At 51.5% G+C, this 17,336-nt stretch carries 15 protein-coding genes; 11 read left to right on the forward strand and 4 right to left on the reverse strand.

What is annotated here, in order from left to right:
* Positions 1-5: 5 nt before the first annotated feature.
* Entirely contained in the window at positions 6-392 is a 387-nt protein-coding gene (locus BCM14_RS05415; protein WP_106226924.1) for a sirohydrochlorin chelatase, read from the forward strand.
* On the opposite strand, the gene BCM14_RS05420 is transcribed toward BCM14_RS05415, so the two are convergent.
* On the reverse strand, positions 389-1,297 hold the full coding sequence (locus tag BCM14_RS05420; protein WP_106226925.1) for a helix-turn-helix domain-containing protein: 909 nt from the start codon (positions 1,295-1,297) through the stop codon (positions 389-391). The two genes, BCM14_RS05415 and BCM14_RS05420, sit on opposite strands and share 4 nt — an antisense overlap.
* 160 nt (positions 1,298-1,457) lie before the next feature.
* Complete coding sequence (locus BCM14_RS05425; protein ID WP_106226926.1) at positions 1,458-2,519, reverse strand: isocitrate/isopropylmalate dehydrogenase family protein; 1,062 nt, start codon at positions 2,517-2,519, stop codon at positions 1,458-1,460.
* Positions 2,520-2,685: 166 nt separating this feature from the next.
* Here BCM14_RS05425 and oxlT point away from each other — a divergent pair, with 166 nt between their 5' ends.
* The 5 genes from oxlT to BCM14_RS05450 all read left to right on the forward strand — a co-directional run bounded on the left by oxlT (position 2,686) and on the right by BCM14_RS05450 (position 9,545).
* The gene (oxlT, locus tag BCM14_RS05430) at positions 2,686-3,963 is read left to right on the forward strand and encodes an oxalate/formate MFS antiporter (protein ID WP_106226927.1); all 1,278 of its coding nucleotides are present in this window, start codon (positions 2,686-2,688) and stop codon (positions 3,961-3,963) included.
* Between the two features lie 107 nt (positions 3,964-4,070).
* Positions 4,071-4,508, forward strand: a complete 438-nt coding sequence (locus BCM14_RS05435; RefSeq protein WP_106226928.1) for a PaaI family thioesterase — start codon at positions 4,071-4,073, stop codon at positions 4,506-4,508.
* 55 nt (positions 4,509-4,563) lie between these two features.
* Positions 4,564-6,237, forward strand: coding sequence for a formate--tetrahydrofolate ligase (locus BCM14_RS05440; protein WP_106226929.1), 1,674 nt, complete (start codon positions 4,564-4,566; stop codon positions 6,235-6,237).
* A gap of 54 nt (positions 6,238-6,291) precedes the next feature.
* A complete protein-coding gene (locus tag BCM14_RS05445; RefSeq protein WP_375318462.1) occupies positions 6,292-7,356 on the forward strand; it encodes an alpha/beta fold hydrolase in 1,065 nt (354 codons plus the stop codon).
* A gap of 23 nt (positions 7,357-7,379) precedes the next feature.
* The gene (locus BCM14_RS05450; protein ID WP_259673430.1) at positions 7,380-9,545 is read left to right on the forward strand and encodes an alpha/beta hydrolase domain-containing protein; all 2,166 of its coding nucleotides are present in this window, start codon (positions 7,380-7,382) and stop codon (positions 9,543-9,545) included.
* Positions 9,546-9,571: 26 nt separating this feature from the next.
* Here BCM14_RS05450 and BCM14_RS05455 read toward each other — a convergent pair whose 3' ends face one another.
* Positions 9,572-11,191 carry a rhodanese-like domain-containing protein gene (locus BCM14_RS05455; RefSeq protein WP_259673431.1) on the reverse strand — a complete coding sequence of 540 codons (1,620 nt, stop codon included), beginning with the start codon at positions 11,189-11,191 and terminating at the stop codon, positions 9,572-9,574.
* A 6-nt stretch (positions 11,192-11,197) separates the two neighbouring features.
* Positions 11,198-11,770 (reverse strand): cysteine dioxygenase family protein, encoded by a 573-nt coding sequence (locus BCM14_RS05460; protein WP_106226932.1) that lies wholly within the window; start codon positions 11,768-11,770, stop codon positions 11,198-11,200.
* A gap of 136 nt (positions 11,771-11,906) precedes the next feature.
* On the opposite strand from BCM14_RS05460, the gene BCM14_RS05465 reads away from it, so the two are divergent.
* The 5 genes from BCM14_RS05465 to BCM14_RS05485 are packed head-to-tail and all read left to right on the forward strand — an operon-like array spanning position 11,907 to position 17,309.
* Positions 11,907-12,893: a Bug family tripartite tricarboxylate transporter substrate binding protein gene (locus BCM14_RS05465; protein WP_106226933.1), complete on the forward strand. Its 987-nt coding sequence runs from the start codon at positions 11,907-11,909 to the stop codon at positions 12,891-12,893.
* A 3-nt stretch (positions 12,894-12,896) separates the two neighbouring features.
* On the forward strand, positions 12,897-13,760 hold the full coding sequence (locus BCM14_RS05470) for an amidohydrolase family protein (protein WP_106226934.1): 864 nt from the start codon (positions 12,897-12,899) through the stop codon (positions 13,758-13,760).
* The gene (locus BCM14_RS05475; protein ID WP_106227065.1) at positions 13,760-14,545 is read left to right on the forward strand and encodes an SDR family oxidoreductase; all 786 of its coding nucleotides are present in this window, start codon (positions 13,760-13,762) and stop codon (positions 14,543-14,545) included. Before BCM14_RS05470 ends, BCM14_RS05475 begins: the two co-directional genes overlap by 1 nt.
* On the forward strand, positions 14,545-15,978 hold the full coding sequence (locus BCM14_RS05480) for a phenylacetate--CoA ligase family protein (RefSeq protein ID WP_259673432.1): 1,434 nt from the start codon (positions 14,545-14,547) through the stop codon (positions 15,976-15,978). Before BCM14_RS05475 ends, BCM14_RS05480 begins: the two co-directional genes overlap by 1 nt.
* Before the next feature lie 17 nt (positions 15,979-15,995).
* Positions 15,996-17,309: a GDSL-type esterase/lipase family protein gene (locus BCM14_RS05485; protein WP_106226936.1), complete on the forward strand. Its 1,314-nt coding sequence runs from the start codon at positions 15,996-15,998 to the stop codon at positions 17,307-17,309.
* Positions 17,310-17,336: the final 27 nt, after the last annotated feature.

Consider the following 17,336-nt stretch of genomic DNA (forward strand, 5'->3'; position numbering starts at 1 on the left):
ACCAAATGACGACTCAAGACACCTCATCGGCAATTGTTTTATTTGCACACGGATCCAGAGATCCAAACTGGAGACTACCTTTTGAATCCATATTAATGGACCTGAAGGCTCATTATGCGGGCCCCTGTGCTCTGGCTTTTCTTGAGAATATGCAACCAAGCCTGGATGAAGCGATTGGTGAAGTCGCCCAACTGGGTGCAACACATGTTCAGGTGATCCCACTGTTTCTCGCGGTGGGCGGGCATCTGCGAAAGGATTTACCTGTTTTGCTTGAGCAGGCAAAAAGCCTTTATCAGAGCCTGACGATTAATGTGTGCGAAGCAGCAGGAGAAAACAACACGGTGCAAAAAGCACTCGTTAACTTTGCACTGGATCAAGTGAACCGGACTTAGTTAGTCCGATCGATGTGGGTCAGAAGATCTGTCGCCAAAATTCTGGCAACGACGCCGCCATGAACAGTAAAATCACCCAAAGGAACAGCTACTGGCCCAGCAGCCATTGAAGTGGCTGTCGCATTACCAAGGACCAGCGACTTTAGTGAGCCAAGACTGAGCTGTAAGGTCTCACCCTGTTTATAAATCTTCTCGATCCGAGTGCCATCAGCTGAAATCGCTTGCACCCAACAGTCACCGGTAAAAGTCAGGGTCAATTCTGAAACCACTGGTGCAGGCAGAATAGGATTCTCTGTCGCTCTAGCCAATGCTTCAGTTACTAGGTTCTGAGATTCTGGCATCTCAGTATTGAGCGCGACGGTTGCTTCTGGCGGGGTTTCAACCAAGTCACTGGCTTTAGCGAGCACTTCGACGCTTTCAATCGACTCAGTCTGAGCGACAACGTCATTGTTACTTTTAAATTCATTAAAGGCGACAAAACCAACCAGCACACCAACCACAACCAGGCTCGCTGCAATGGTTGCGCTGAGGTGACTGTTCTTAGCAGGGTTGATGTCAAACTTACCCAAACCTGGCTGATATTCAGGATGTTGTGCAAGTCCAAGACGACCGGTGTATGCTTTATTGGTCAATGCAGCCTGATCCAGGCTTTGCACGATAGCGGCTGGGAGTGGCAAGTTTAAAAAATTGGCGTATTTTTTGGTTGCCTGAACATAAAACCAGTCGTTGTAAAAAGCTTGATGATTGTCGGCCTCTAGACCACGGACCTGATTAGTCGACAAGAGCAACTGGCTGGACACATCTTGCAGGCTAAGACCCAGAAGCGTTCGCTGACGCTCGAGCAACACACCGAATGACTCGGTGGATACGTCTTTCACAGGCGACGGGTTCATTTTCAGGGTCATGGCAAGCCGCAAATTTTGAATAGGATTCAAAGTGACTCAGTGACGAGATTTTAACGCTTCTTTACGCTCCTAACACAAGCATTCCAATTTTTTTTACGAAGTCAAGCCCGTAAATGACCGATAAACTGGCAATAAGTGTTGTTTTTTGCTGTTTTCAGGCTTAAATGGTCGCCAATCGCTTAATAAAAGCCGCGCCTGTTTCTCTCGTCCCTAACAGCCCACCCATATCCCGAGTTGACTCTCGCGCAGCGATTGCTGAAGCCATATGGTGATCCATCGCGCGGCTCGCCTGAACAAATTCTGACCTCCCCTGGCGCTGTCCGTACCAGGCGAGCAACATACTTGCAGACCACACCTGAGAAAAAGGGTTGGCTATATTCTGACCAGCAATGTCTGGCGCGGATCCGTGAGCAGCTTGCGCCATAGCATATTGAGCGCCCGCATTGACCGACGCCGCCATCCCGAGGCTACCCGACAATTCGGCCGTCAAGTCCGACAAAATATCGCCAAACATATTGGTTGTCACAATCACATCAAACCGCTCAGGGGCTCGAACGACGTGCGCCATCATCGCGTCCACGATGATTTCTTCAACCGTCACCTCGGGAAACTCCCTGCCCACCTCGCGACACATATCGATGAACATCCCATCTCCTATGCGCAGTACGTTAGCCTTGTGAACCACAGTCAAATGCTTGCGCCGGATCATGGCAAGCTCGAATGCCGAGCGAGCAATCCGCAAACAGCAGTCTCGCGTAATCCGGCGTAAAGACACCACTACGTCAGGGGTGATGAGCATCTCGCTGCTGCCAGACTCGACATTACGATCGGCATAAAAACCCTCGGTATTTTCACGTACGACCACTAAATCCAGCTTGCCGTAGCGCGTTTGCGCGCCATCGAAAGTCTTAGCTGGACGGATATTGGCAAATAAATCGAGGCTCTTGCGAAAGTATTTGGAGGGATTGATCTCACCCTTGGACTCGTCTTTGAAGTCGTAGGTTGACATCGGACCTAACAACAGGCCATCTGCATTTTTGACAGCGTCAAGCAGATGCGGACGAAGGGTCGTACCGTGCAGCTTAAGACTGTCGTGGCCGGCGATATCGTGTTCGAGTTTTAAGCCGAGGCGGAACTTCTGCGAAATAACAGCCAAGGCATCAACTGCAACCGAGACGGTTTCAGGACCTATACCATCGCCGGGAAGCACAATAATTTTCATAGTGACTCGTGAAGTCGTTGAATAAAACGGGCAAATGCCTCAAAGAGGTGCATCAGACCACTGAAACTTCTGTTTTACCCGTTTGCGGCAGTCGCGACAAGAAACAAATAGATGGCATATTTTTTGCTTCAGCATCAACACAAAGTTTTGTTCCAAAGGAAAGCTCATGACCGCCAGCACCACAACCCTCCCTCCCTCAGAGACAAAGCAAAGTCTCCTGCATTCAAAATGGGTGCAGTTGCTACTTGGATTGCTCTGCATGATGGCAATATCCAGTCCGCAATACGTTTGGGCACTGTTCACCAAACCTTTCTTAGCTGAATTGAAGGTTGAGTTAGCTGCTTTGCAGGTCACGTTTTCTATTTTGATTGTGTTGCAAACATTTTTTTCGCCATTTCAAGGCTATCTTGTTGATCGTTTCGGACCCCGTTTGTTGCTGACACTGGGCGCCTTGCTGACAGGCCTGAGTTGGATTTTGTCGGCACAGATAACATCCGTTTGGGGTCTCTACATGACCTATGGCTTACTTGGCGGATTAGGCACTGGGATTGTTTACGTTGGCGTCGTTGGTTTGATGGTTCGCTGGTTTCCAACATCACGTGGATTTGCCGTCGGTATGGTTGCAGCGGGTTATGGCATGGGCGCAATCGTCACAACATTTCCGATTTCATCGAGTTTGACACAAAACGGATTCCAGCAGACTTTGACGATGTTCGGCGGCTTGATGGCAATCGTGGGGATGATCGCCGCTCAAGGGCTTCGCATCCCTGCGTCACTGACGCAAGCCATTGCCGACGGCGTTGGTTCAAGTACAAAAGTTCAGTCAGTTAAGCCACTGACGATGCTAAAAACACCGATTTTCTGGCTCATGTTTGCAATGATGACCATGATGTCGACCTCCGGGTTGATGGTGATCTCTCAAATGGGTGCCTTCGCGAAGAATTTTGGGGTGGCAGATGCGATGGTGTGGGGCATGGCTGCCCTGCCATTGGCGTTGACGATTGACCGGTTTACTAACGGCTTGACCCGTCCGCTGTTTGGCTTTATCTCTGATCGTCTGGGTCGGGAAAACACGATGTTCATCGCTTTCGGCCTCGAGGCGATTGCAATGTTCGCCTGGCTTAATTTCCGCCAAGACCCAGTCTTGTTTGTGCTGCTGTCTGGCGTGGTCTTTTTTGGTTGGGGCGAAATCTTTTCGCTTTTCCCTTCAACGCTCACAGACACTTTTGGTGAAAAACATGCGACGACCAACTACGGCTTTCTTTACATGGCACAGGGCATCGGTTCGATTCTCGGCGGTCCCATTGCTGCGATGATTTACGGTGCAAGCGGCAGTTGGGTTCCTGTCTTCATGGTGATGATTGTGTTGGACGCAACGGCTGCCGTGCTCGCCTTATTCGTTCTAAAGCCCATGCGCGCAAAGTATCTAGCCAGGCAAAATTAATTGTTTGGATCAAGCTTTGTTTGAATCCAGTCAGCCACTGTCGCTTGCTTTTGGTATTACTATTTCTGCCAATCTGAAAAATGACAAGTGACTGACTAGGATCGTCAATGAGCAAACTGAGAGCTGATCAAACACTCGAAAAATTCAAACAACGAGCCACTGGCAATTTGCCCGGCATGATGGGCATAGAAATCATCGATCTGGCGCAGGGTGAGGTCAAAGGCAGAATGCCGATACAACCCTTACACATGGCACCCAACGGATATTTACATGCTGCCAGTGTCGTGGCTCTTGCAGATACTACCTGTGGCTTTGCGACGATGGCTCATCTGCCAGAAGGCTCGCAATCCTTCACAACAATCGAGCTCAAAAGCAATCACCTCGGCACGCTGCGCGAGGGGGTTGCAGCATGCACCGCAACGGCGCAGCACTTAGGCAACAATACACACGTCTGGGACGCCGTAGTCAGCGATGAACAAACTGGCAAGAAAATCGCACTATTCCGTTGTACTCAAATGATTCTCTGGCCCAAGAAAACCGCTTGAGCGCTAGGGGGTATGATTCGGTCAACAATAACTTATTTGTCAGTCGAGACATCAGATGCTCAGCGATATCGAAATTGCCCAAAAGGCCGTTAAAAAACCCATTATTCAATTAGCTCAGCAAAGCGCAGGCATCCCTGAAGACCAGCTTGAACCCTACGGGCGCTTCAAAGCAAAAATTTCCCTTGATTACATCAATACTCTCGCCGATCGGCCAAATGGCAAACTGATCCTTGTGACGGCGATTTCACCCACGCCTGCAGGTGAGGGCAAAACAACGACGACCGTTGGTTTAGGGGACGGGCTCAACCACATCGGCAAGCGCAGCATTATCTGCTTGCGCGAACCCTCTCTCGGACCCGTATTTGGCATGAAAGGCGGCGCCGCTGGCGGAGGCATGGCGCAAGTCGTGCCGATGGAAGATATCAATCTTCACTTTACCGGCGATTTCAACGCCATCGCGTTAGCCAACAACCTGCTGGCCGCGTTGATCGACAACCATATTCATCACGGTAATTCGCTTGGATTTGATCTTCGTCGCATCACCTGGCGACGTGTCATGGATATTAATGATCGCGCGCTGCGGGATATGGTGGTCGGTTTGGGCGGCCCGGCCAACGGCTATCCGCGACAAGATCACTTTGATATCGTGGTTGCATCCGAAGTCATGGCGATCTTCTGTTTAGCCACTAGTATTGCCGACCTTAAACACCGTCTGAGCAAGATTGTTGTAGGCTACACAGTCGATAAAACGCCCATCCTTGCAAGTGATCTAAAAGCGCAGGGCGCGATGACAGCGTTGCTGAAAGACGCCCTGGCGCCCAATGTTGTGCAAACGCTCGAAAACAATCTTGCGTTTGTGCACGGGGGGCCTTTTGCCAACATCGCACACGGTTGCAATAGCGTCCTCGCCACCACAACAGCCTTAAAGCTGGCAGATTACGTTGTGACAGAGGCGGGCTTTGGGGCAGATCTTGGTGCTGAAAAGTTTTTCGATATCAAGTGTCGCAAATCGGGGCTCAGACCATCGGCTGTTGTCATTGTCGCAACCCTGCGGGCGTTGAAGTATCACGGCGGGGTTGAAGTCAAAGACACCCCGAAAGAAAACCTCGTGGCACTTGAGGCAGGCTTAGTTAATTTGAAGCGGCACGTCAACAACATCAAAAACAATTTCGGTTTGCCCTGCGTGGTCGCTATCAATCATCGCACTGAAGATACTGACGCAGAAGTCGAACAACTAAAAGCCAGTTTGGCTGCAGAAGGCGTAAACGTAGTCCTTGCCCGTCATTGGGCTGAGGGTGGTGCTGGGGCTGCCGAACTTGCGAGGGTGGTCGTCGATTTGTGCGAACAACCTAGCGAGTTTAAATTTTTGTACCAGGATAACGATTCGTTGTGGGATAAGGTTCACGCAATCGCCACCAAAACCTATGGGGCAGCGGATATTTCAGCCGATAAAAAAGTGCGCGCGCAAATTGAGCAACTAGAACAAAACGGTTACGGCCAGCTACCCGTATGCATTGCCAAAACTCAATACTCGTTTTCGACGGATGCCACCCTGCGGGGCGCACCGAGCGGGCACACCGTCAACATCCGCGAGGTGCGCTTGTCTGCTGGCGCGGAATTTGTTGTCATGGTCTGTGGCGACATCATGACGATGCCAGGTCTGCCTGTTACCCCCGCAGCCAACGCAATAGACGTCGACGACAGCGGTCGAATTATCGGTTTGTTCTGACGTTTACCGCGAAGCAACTCATACACTCCTCAACCAGAAACCAATCCCATGTTCATGATCAAGAAAATACGGGCAAGCTTGGCAATCCTGTCCTTGTCCATCGTGGGAGCTCAGGCGGCCGATCTTGTGACTCATTACCCTACACCCAAAGAAGCCGTTTGGACTGCAAAAACATTCAAGTTCCATACCGGTGAAACCATCGAGAATCTCAAGCTTGGCTACACGACGGTTGGTGATGCCAAAGGTATACCTGTGCTGTTTTTACATGGTACGGGCGGCTCGGGATCCGGTCTGATCAAACCCGGGTTTGCAGACGAACTATTCGGTCCGGGGCAGGCACTGGATGCCAGCAAATATTTTGTCATCATGCCCGATGCGATTGGCACCGGTCAATCATCTAAACCGTCTGATGGATTAAAAGCAAAGTTTCCGCTATACAACTACGATGACATGGTTCTTGGTCAGTACCGCTTGATTACTGAAGGGCTCGGCCTTAAACACTTGCGCCTCGTCATGGGTAACTCGATGGGGGGCATGCAAACCTGGCTCTGGGGGATCAAATACCCAGACTTCATGGATGCGCTCGCCCCCATGGCCTCCCTCCCAATCGAGATGTCTGGGCGCAACTGGATCATGCGTCGCATGTTGACAGACTCGATCAGACAAGATCCACTCTGGAAAAACGGTGACTACACCCAACAGCCGCCTAGCGCGCAGTTTGCCATCACTTACTTTCAATTCGCGATGAGCGGCGGTAATCAAGGGCTTTATGCACTGGCACCTACTCGGGCTGCTGCGGATAAGTTGATCGCTGCTCGGATGAACGTCCCGTTTACTGGCGATGCCAATGATTTGCTATACCAATGGGACTCGTCACGAGACTACAATCCATCCGCCGATCTTGAAAAAATCGTCGCACCTGTACTGATGATTAATTCAGCAGACGATGAGCGGAATCCACCAGAGCTGGGCCTCGACGAGCAACTCAAGCGGATAAAAAATGCAAAGCTGCACTTGATTCCTGCCAGTGCAAAAACCTCAGGTCACGGCACAACCGGCCAGGCAAGGTGGTGGAAAAACGAACTCTCAGACTTTCTAAAATCCATACCCAAAACATAAACATAACGAGGTAGGAGACAAGCATGAAAAAAGTAAATACCAGCGTCAGCATGGTTAAAACGAAGAAAGTCTTTGCAGGAAAATTCGCCGCTGTCGCGCTGGGCGCTGTCTTGGTGGCGTCGATTGCACAGGCACACGTCACCAAAATCGTCATCGATGAAACCGTGCCATTACCCACAACCGCCTTAAACAAAGATGTAAAGATCCCCTATCAAATGGTGGCTGGTCGAGCCTTTGGCGAGCTCGACCCTAGTCTGCCGCAAAACGCCCTGATTCAAGATATCCAGTTAGCCAAGGATACTGATGGCAAAGTGCGTTACGAAGCGTCATTCGTGATCTATAAACCTGTGGATGGCAAGCAGGCAAGTGGACTGTTGTGGCACGAAGTACCCAATCGTGGTCGAGTGTTCCCTTTTGCACCCGAAGAGCAGTTGGCTGGCGACATCTATCTCGCTAGTGGCTGGCAGGGCGATAACGCCGGTGCCACCAGGGTACGCCCGACTGCAACAGCGTTAGGCATGCAGTTTCTGAAGGTGCCTGTTGCTAAAAACGCTGACGGATCCTCCGTTACCGGCCTGGTGATGGGCCGAATCGTGAATCGCTCTGGTCTGGATTCACAACCGCTGATCGTGCAAACGAATCCTGTGCCTTACAAGCCAGTGTCACTGGATACAAGCAAAGCGCAATTGACCGCTCGGAGCGGTGAGACAACCACGGGTGAAGTCATTGGCGAGCAGGTCGTCCTATCCAAAGATTGGGCCTGGGCAAAATGCGATGCTACGCACCCTTTTCCTGGCCAACCCGATCCGACACACATTTGTTTGAGAGCGGGTTTTGATAAAGACAAACTCTATCAAGTTGTGTTTACTTCTGCAGATGCCTATGTGCTGGGGATTGGATTCGCAGCCTTTCGCGATGTCGGTCAGTTTTTCAAAACTGCGCAGCAGGACGATGTCGGCACAGCCAACCCCATTGCCAAGATGGTGACACACAGCATCGCCAGAGGGGTATCACAGTCAGGAAACTTCGTACGGGGCTGGTTGCACCTTGGCTTCAATCAAGATGAGCAAGGCAAAATCGTTCATGACGGCGCTTGGCCAATCATAGCTGGCCGACGCATCTCATTGAATTCTCGCTGGGCGCAACCTGATGGCGTGCTTGAGCTGTATCAAGCGGGTAGTGAAGGCCCGCAGTGGTGGCTACCCAAAGAGGATCCTTTACGTCACCTGCCCGCGGCGGGTATTCTGGATCGCTGCACCTCAACCAACACGTGCCCGAAAATCGTTGAACATTTTGGCTCCGCTGAGGTCTGGGCCTTAAAACTTACCCCAGAGTGGATTGGCACCGATGCGAAAGCTGATTTGCCATTACCACCCAACGTGAGACGCTATTACATTGCCAGCAGCAATCATGGCGGCGGAGCTGGTGGGTTCAATTCGAGTATCGCAGGTGCAGGACTTCCAGTTGCAGGGGCCGAGTGCCCCGGCAATAATTTCGGTATCGGTGTTTTACCGGCCAATCCAGTGCCGCACAGAGAAACGGTAAATGCCATTCGCTTGCACTTCCGCAACTGGGTAATGAAAGGCACTGAGCCACCAGCCAGTCGCTATCCAACCTTGGCAGCCGCACCGGGCGCAGGGTCAGGCACCTTGGCCTTAGCTGAGAAATCAGCGATTGGGTTCCCAACTTTACCGGGCCTGAGATCGACCGTCCCAGAAAAAGACTTCATCCTGCCAGTCATCGATTACGTCTTCGGCCCAGAGTTCGAAGTGATTGATGCCAAGGGCGTGCCGACAAACGTTCCGCCTCATATCAAACAAATTTTGCCCATGTACGCACCAAAAGTCGATGCGGATGGTAATGAATTGGGCGGTGTCCCTGTAGTGTTACTGGATGCACCGCTCGGAACCTATCTTGGCTGGAACATCACTGCCGACGGTGCCAAACCTTTTCACAAAGGGCAAATTTGCAATTATGTCGGTGGCATGATCCCGTTTGCGAAGACTGAGCAAGAGCGTCTGACCAACAAAGACCCACGCCAATCTTTGCAAGCCCGCTATGCCGATCACCAAGGCTATGTCACCGCAGTGACTCGTGCAACTGAGCGAGCAATGAAAGAGGGGTTCTTGCTGCCTGAGGATGCTAAAACTTTAATTCAGGCAGCAGAGGAAAGTGCTGTCCTGAAGTAAGCCTAGTGCAAGACAGTGCCGAGCGTTCAGGCGCTCGGCTCTAGTACCCAGAAATGATGGGTGCCGTCCCGTCTTAATTGTTCGATCAGGCCAAACTCCCAGTCCAAATAAGCCTGCATGGCTTCTTTGCGATTGTCCATGCCTTCATAAGGGCGCTTATACCGATCAAGTGTCGGCGAAAGGCAATTGGCATCTCCTGAATCGAGCGGAAAGCCTGCAGCTACCCAAGCAGCTAAGCCGCCCTCCAGCACTTCAACATCCGTGTGAACTTGACGTTGGAATTCGTTCGCGGCGAAAGCCGACAGCTTACCGTCCGCGCAGACCAATACATAGCGTTTATCAGATGGTAAGCGAGCAGCATCTTCGACAATGCGAGAACGTAACAAATGCCAGGCGCCGGGGATATGACCTTTGATGTAGGCCGCTTGTTTACCCAGATCAACTACAACGATATCGCTGGAGTCGTTCATTTGATCCGCTAAATCACCAACTTCTATCATCTTGACGTCCGGCAGATCTGGCGTTGAGCCAACCCACACGCCTGTCTCTTGCATGTCATCCATACTTTCTCCATCAAGTACATAGACATCCCAAGCCATCTGAGCCAGCCACGAGGCAGTCATATTCGCACGCACCCCATCTGTATCGCTCAAGACCAGCCTTGCGCCTCGAACCGCCGCGACCATCTCGGTCTCCTGAACCAGCTGCCCGCCTGGTGTCGATCTAAAGCCCTCAAGATGCCCCGCTGCAAACTCCTCTGGTGTTCTGGTGTCAAAAAAATAAGTGGTTCGTGCTGTTTGCTGCCGCCACGCTTCCAAATCCTGGATGCTGGCTCTTTTAACCCCAGCCCGATCTGCCACTTGCCTAGCCTTTGTCGCCGATTGCTCTCTCGTTGTGGTCGATACCTCAGTAAAGCGTTTTGCGGCACCCTTGTCTAACTTCTGATCAGCCAACACCCAGCCAATGGTGCCATTGCGCAGCGCACTGACTTGATTAGGGATACCTGCGTTAATCAAGGACTGGGTTCCAATAATGCTGCGTGTCCTGCCTGCGCAATTGACGATGACCCGGGTATTAGGATTAGGTGCTAGCTCCGGGACACGCAAAACAAGCTCTGCCCCCGGACAACTGATGGCGCTCGGGATACTCATAGTCTGATACTCGTCAAAGCGACGAGCATCAACGATCAGGACGTCAGCCCCCTCATCAATCAGCGCCTTGACCTCTTGTGCCGACAACGAGGGCGTATGCACTTTGGATTCGACAAGCTCGCCAAAGGATTTACTCGGTACATTGACATCAATAAAGACTTCCCCGCCAGCCTGCTTCCAACCAGTTAGGCCTTGCGTAAAAACATGTACCTGTGAATAGCCGAAACCCATCAAACGCTCAGCGGCCATCATTGCAGTGGTGTCCTCACCGCCTTCATCAAAGGTAACGATGACAACATCTTTACGAGGCAATTTAGAGAATGCATCAACCTCGATGCGCGCCAGGGGCAAGTTCGCGGCGAACAGGGGATGCCCGAGCGCGTGGGGATGCTCTTCTCTCACATCAAGGAAAGCAATTTCTTCGCGCGCGAGTAAACGTGAGCGAACAAACTCGAACTCAACCATTGATGGGGCATTCAATTTCTGGGATGACATATTCAACTATCTCCAAAGATTAGGTACGACGTCGTTGCCATAACCCGATATAAATGTTTTGGGTGTGCCCGTCGAAGGATCGAATACATGGCGACTGATGCGGCCGATGTTGCCGCCGTAGACGTGAATACTGATTGAGGTTTGATCAGAATAGTAATTGGCGACTTGATGCACATCGTGCGTTGCGGGTGAAACATAAGCAACCTGACCGGGCGCCAATATTCTTGTTTCACCTGGTTTGAGACTACCGTCAGCTTGCAAATGAAAGCGTGTGTCCAGTTCTTGACCTCGCAACATCCCGATTAAGCCCCACGTCATGTGGTCATGCACTGGCGTTTTCTGGCCAGGTCCCCAAACGAAACTGACCATAGAGAATCGCTCTAAAGGATCTGCATACAGCAAATATTGCTGGTAAAAGGTGGGATCGGGGCGAGCGAACTCCTCTTGTAGCCAGTCATCCTGCTCCACAAGGCTTGCAAGCAAACGGGCGCCCTCGACCAGAATTGCAGGCTCGGATCGGTCTACTGCAAGAAACGAGCTAAAACTGCGAACAAACCCTAAAAGTCGTTCATTCTTCATCGTGCCTCGCTTATCATTTTCTTGTTCGCATGAAGTTTAATTCAATGCTAACCACACTTTAACTTGCATCAAGAACAACATATCAGTAACCTAAATTCAAAGGTGAGCCAACGTAGCTACCGGAAGGGGGGACGAAATGAATACGACTGGATTCAGCATCGCTTGCAGGACGCTAAGATGGATAGTCGTGCTTTTTGTAAGCGGCATTAGCTTTGCCGCGGCACAATCTTGGCCTACCCAGCCAATTCACATGATTGCTCCGGTGCCGGCTGGCGGTGGCGTTGACATGCTCGCCAGAGCAATTGCACAAAAGCTTCAGATTGCTTACGGCGTTCCTGTTATCGTCGAAAACAAGTCAGGCGCAAGTGCACTGGTCGGCACTGACTTTGTTGCTAAATCTCCGGCTGACGGCACTACCCTGTTAATGGGTTATTCGGTGCTGGCAACCAATAAGTTTCTGCTTAAAAGTCTACCTTACGATCTGGATAGCGATCTTGTACCGGTCGCCTATGTCGGCTATATCCCGCTGATTTTAGTCAGTGCGCCTTCGCTCGAGGCCAATTCGGTGCAGGACTTGATCGCGTTGTTTAAAACCAATCCAGACAAATACACATACGCATCGGGCGGAGCAGGAGCCGGAGCGCATCTGTCAGCTGAAATGTTCAAACACATGACGGGTGTATCTTTGCTGCATGTGCCATACAAGGGCAACGCGCCCGCCTTAGCTGATTTGTTGGGGGGACATACCTCCGTTATGTTCGACACCATCACGACATCAATTCCATTGGTGCGAACTGGCAAGTTGAAGGCGTTTGCAACCACTGGCCCAAAACGATCACCGCTCGCGCCCGACATTCCAACCATGGACGAGGCGGGTGTGAAAGGCTTTGAAATGAGCGCTTGGTACATGATATTCGCGCCCAAAAAAACACCACCAGAGGTACTGCAAAAGCTCAATCAGTCAATCAACGAAGTGATCCGCGATCCTGACATGATCAAACAGCTAGGCGAACAAGGCGTGGTGTTTACGGGCGGATCATTGGCTCAAACACAGACTTTTCTGGACGATGAAGTGCACCGCTGGGAAACCATCATCAATGCTGCAAATATCAAGGCAGAATAAGCAATGAAAATTTTTGATCTCCACTCCCACTGGGGTACCGAGCGAGGTTACGTATTGAGAACTACGGATGCCTTAGCTCAGCAAAAGAGCACCTGGAACTCAACGCCTCAATACGATACTGACGAACAGATGGCCGCTTATTTGCGAGCGAACGACGTGCGGACCATTCTGGATTTTGGCTTTACCAAGAACTTGGCGATAGAGGAGGTGATACCCTTACACGATTATGCGATTGCGACGCAGGCCAAATACAGCGACTGCATATTCGGTAACTGGATTCAGCTGGATCCGCGACACGGCGAAAAGGGTGCACAGGAATTCGAGCGTTGCATTCAGGCGAGCAGCGGTTTTGTCAGTTTTTGTGTGTCGTCCTCAGGTACTGGTTTTGCAGCCAGCGATCCCATCTACCGCCCCATTTATGAAGTCGCACTTGCCTACAAACGACCTGTGCTTGTTCTCGTGGGTCACACAGGTGCCGGTGCAGGCTTGAGAGGTGGCGCTGGCATCAAACTGGACTTATGCCATCCTCGTTACGTCGACGAACTCGCGATCGATTTTCCTGACCTTGAAATTATCACAGGCCGTCCGGCTTGGCCGTGGCAAGACGAAATGATATCGATCATGATTCACAAGCCTAATGTCTGGAGCGAATTGCACGGCTGGTCGCCGAAGTATCTGACCGATCCATTCAAAAAAGAGATTCGCAGCCGCCTTAAAGATCGTGTGATGTTCGGGGCTGACTACCCCCTTTTCCGCTACGAACGACTTGTCAATGACTGGAAGGACCTCGGTTACACCGACGATATTCTTGAACGAGTCTTTTATAAAAATGCCGAACGTCTGTTCGGTTTAAACGGGGTCAAGTAATGGATCTCGCGTTGCACGGAAAGTTCGCTCTGGTGGGCGGTGCAAGTCAAGGAATCGGATACGCAATTGCCCACTTGCTAGCAAGCGAAGGAGCAAGCGTGGCGATGGTGGCGCGCAAAGAAGAGCCACTAGTTGAAGCCTGCGAGCGAATTCAAAAAGAGACAGGTGCAACTACGCTGCCAATCGTTGCGGACATCCGCAAAGCTGACGACTGCTCGCGCATCACAAATAGCGCGCTGGATAAGTTTGGTCAGATCGATATACTTGTCAACAACGACGGGGCACCTCCCCTGGGTGACATACTATCGTTTGATGATGTTGCATGGGCACGCGCTGTCGAGCAAAACCTGATGAGTGTCATCCGGCTCACTCGAGCTGCTCTACCATCGATGCAAAAAAACGGTTGGGGTCGCGTGGTTAATATCACAGCGCTGTCCGCAATACAGCCTATCGCGAAGTTTGGATTATCGGTCGCCACCTGGGCGGGTGTCATTGGGTATGCAAAAACCCTATCGCTTGAAATTGCGGCGCAGAACATCACTGTAAACACGATATGTCCTGGCCGGATCGCGACAGGCCGTCTGGGCACAGTATTTGGGTCGGGCACTCCTCATCAAATTGACCAAGATCAACTTGCGCAAATGGCCAAACAGATTCCTATGGGGCGCATCGGTCAGCCGGACGAAATTGCTGGTCTGGTGGCGTTTCTATGTTCACCCTGGGCTGGTTACATAACCGGCTCCGTTCAACATGTCGACGGCGGTCGGCACGGAGGCCTTATTTGATGAGTGATATGACTAACGTGACTAACGATCCAAGTTCGTCCAATCACGTACCGTGGTACTTCAGGTCTCTGGATTTTGAAAAGCTCTGGCGCGACTACCCACCGCCGCCCACCTATTTCGAAACGACTGCAAAGCTATCCAAAGACGAACTTCATCAATTGCAAGAAGAACGTTTTTTACAAACTGTAAAGCGTGGTTGGGAAATACCTTTTTTCAAATTGCATTGGGAAGCCCACGGCATGGCACCTGGGGATATCAAAGGGCTTGACGATCTAACGAAGATACCTGTGTACGACGTGAACGATATTCGCAAGAGTATTGAGCGCAATCCTCCTTTTGGCGATTTCATGGGTATTAGTCCAGAAGACGGAAAACGTATGCCACTCGTCTTGCAGACAAGTGGAGGTACAACCGGTCTGCCACGACCGATGCTTTATTCGCCACAGGATCGCGAAACCATGGCCATTCTGGGCGGACGGCGTATGGCCATGCACGGTATCGTACCGGGAGACCTCGTCCTGGTGGCCTACTCGCTTGGGCTGGGTAACGGTGGAATGGCCCCGCGCGAAGCAATCTGGCGCTACACAGGTGCGGTTCCTGTCATGACAGGAAGCGGCGCCAACACCCCTACAAGACGACAGCTTGAGATCATCAAAGCCTGGGGCGTCAAGGTAATACTGGCATTTCCATCTTACTTGCGACACATGGCGATTGTTGCGCGAGACGAAATGGGGATCGATCCTAAATCTCTTGGCATCAGATTATTGGGTACGCATCTTGGGATGGAAAACCGTGAGTTGCTCGAGGATCTCTGGGGCGCGAAGGCCTTTGATATGTATGGCACACATGAGAGCGGTATGCTGGCTGCCGAATGTCAGCACCAAACGGGCATGCACGTCATGGAAGACGCCTTCATCCTTGAAATGGCAGATCCTGAAACCGGTGCAATTCTGCCAGATGGTCAAAAAGGGACGACCTACATCACGACGCTCTACAAATATGGAGCCCCCCAAATTCGCTTTAACGTCAATGACATTTCGGCTTTCCACACAACGCCATGTCCTTGCGGCAACACCTCTCGCCGTTTAAAACGTATTTTTGGTCGCAACGACAACATGATCAAGCTACGCGGGGTAAATGTATTCCCTGAAGCAGTAGGCGCAGCTGTCTTGGAGGATAAAAGGACTAATGGCGAATTTTTCTGTTTTGTCGATCGCGTTGGTGAGGCAGGCGTGGATCAGATGGATGTCTGGATCGAAGTAATCGACGAGTCAGCAGATGTGTCCGATATCAAACAGGACATGGAGCGACGGATGAAAGAGGTACTGGGCGTTAAAGTCATCGTCACGCCCGTCCCGAAAGGCGGATTAGATAAATTCACGCTGACGTCACAGAGCTCAAAAGTAAAACGCTTGATGGATCGTCGCCAATAAAATAACCCGGAGAATATATGAAAAGCTTTTTATCGCTTTTAATGGTGTTGGCTATGAGTACCTCGATCGCCATGGCCGACACTCAGAAATGGATCACCACTTGGGTGGGCTCGGTTCAAGGCCCTTACCCGGTGGGCAACCCGTCAGCGCAGCCTAATCAGAGCGTTGTGTTTCCCGATGCAAAAATCGGTGCGAACAATCAATCCTTCAGACTGATTATCAAGCCAGACGTGTGGGGCCGCAAAACAAGAATCCGGCTGTCAAATGCCTTAGGAACACAACCGATTACCTTCGATGATGTGTATGTGGGTTTGCAACTCGCCAGTGCGGCCGTCGTTGCCGGTACCAATCAGCACCTGACCTTTGCTGGCAAAAACAGCATCACGATCAAGCCAGGCGAATCTGTCTGGAGCGACGGGGTCGCCCTGCCATTTGTTTCCCAGTCTGCAGCACTGGATGGTCGTAAGCTCGCGGTAAGTTTTCACGTGGTCGGCACAAGCGGCCCTATGACCTGGCACGCCAAGGCACTGCAAACCTCTTACCTGACACCCCCCGCTGCCGGCTCAGTGACGCAGGATGTTGCCGAACACGCCTTTCCTTACAGCACTGCATCATGGTTTTTTCTAGACGCGGTTGATATGCAGTTGCCAGCGGACACGCGGGTGGTGATGTGTTTTGGTGACTCTATTACCGACGGCACCGCATCCACCATGAATGGGGACGACCGCTGGCCGGATGTGCTGTCGCGTCGCCTGCACGCAAGGTACGGTTACAAATTGGTCGTACTGAACGCTGGGATCGGTGGCAATCAAGTTGCGGGACCAGCCGAATACAGCGCCAATAAGCCTTTTGCAGGAGGCCCTTCCTCGGGCATGCGACTGGATCGTGATGTGATTTCCTTGTCTGGCGTCAACGCCCTGATCTGGCTCGAGGGCATAAATGACTTCAGCAAAAACGGTAATGCGAGCAGCGCAGCCGTCATCGAAGCGATGACCGCCGGCATTAATAAACTGAAAACCGCAAAGATCAAGGTAATCGGTGCCACAGTTGGCTCGGCGCTCAACAGCACAAGCGCAGCCCATGGCTCTGCTGAGCAGGAGGCTAAAAGACAAGAATTAAACGCCTTCATCCGCCATTCACCCCTTTTTGTTGGGGTGATTGAGTTTGATCCGCTCACCTTGGACATGAAAACCGGTGAAATGAAAGCCGAGTTCGTGCCTGAAAGTACGACCGGTGGCCCTGGTGAAAAACTCCATCCAAATCGAGCTGGTTATCAGGCGATGGGGCACGGAATTGAGTTAAAAAAGATTATGTCCGCCACGACTCAGTAGACGAGAGGACTTAGCGGTTCAGACCAG

This window comes from Jezberella montanilacus (genome assembly GCF_003003055.1).
In the GTDB taxonomy this organism is placed as follows: Bacteria; Pseudomonadota; Gammaproteobacteria; order Burkholderiales; family Burkholderiaceae_B; genus Zwartia; species Zwartia montanilacus.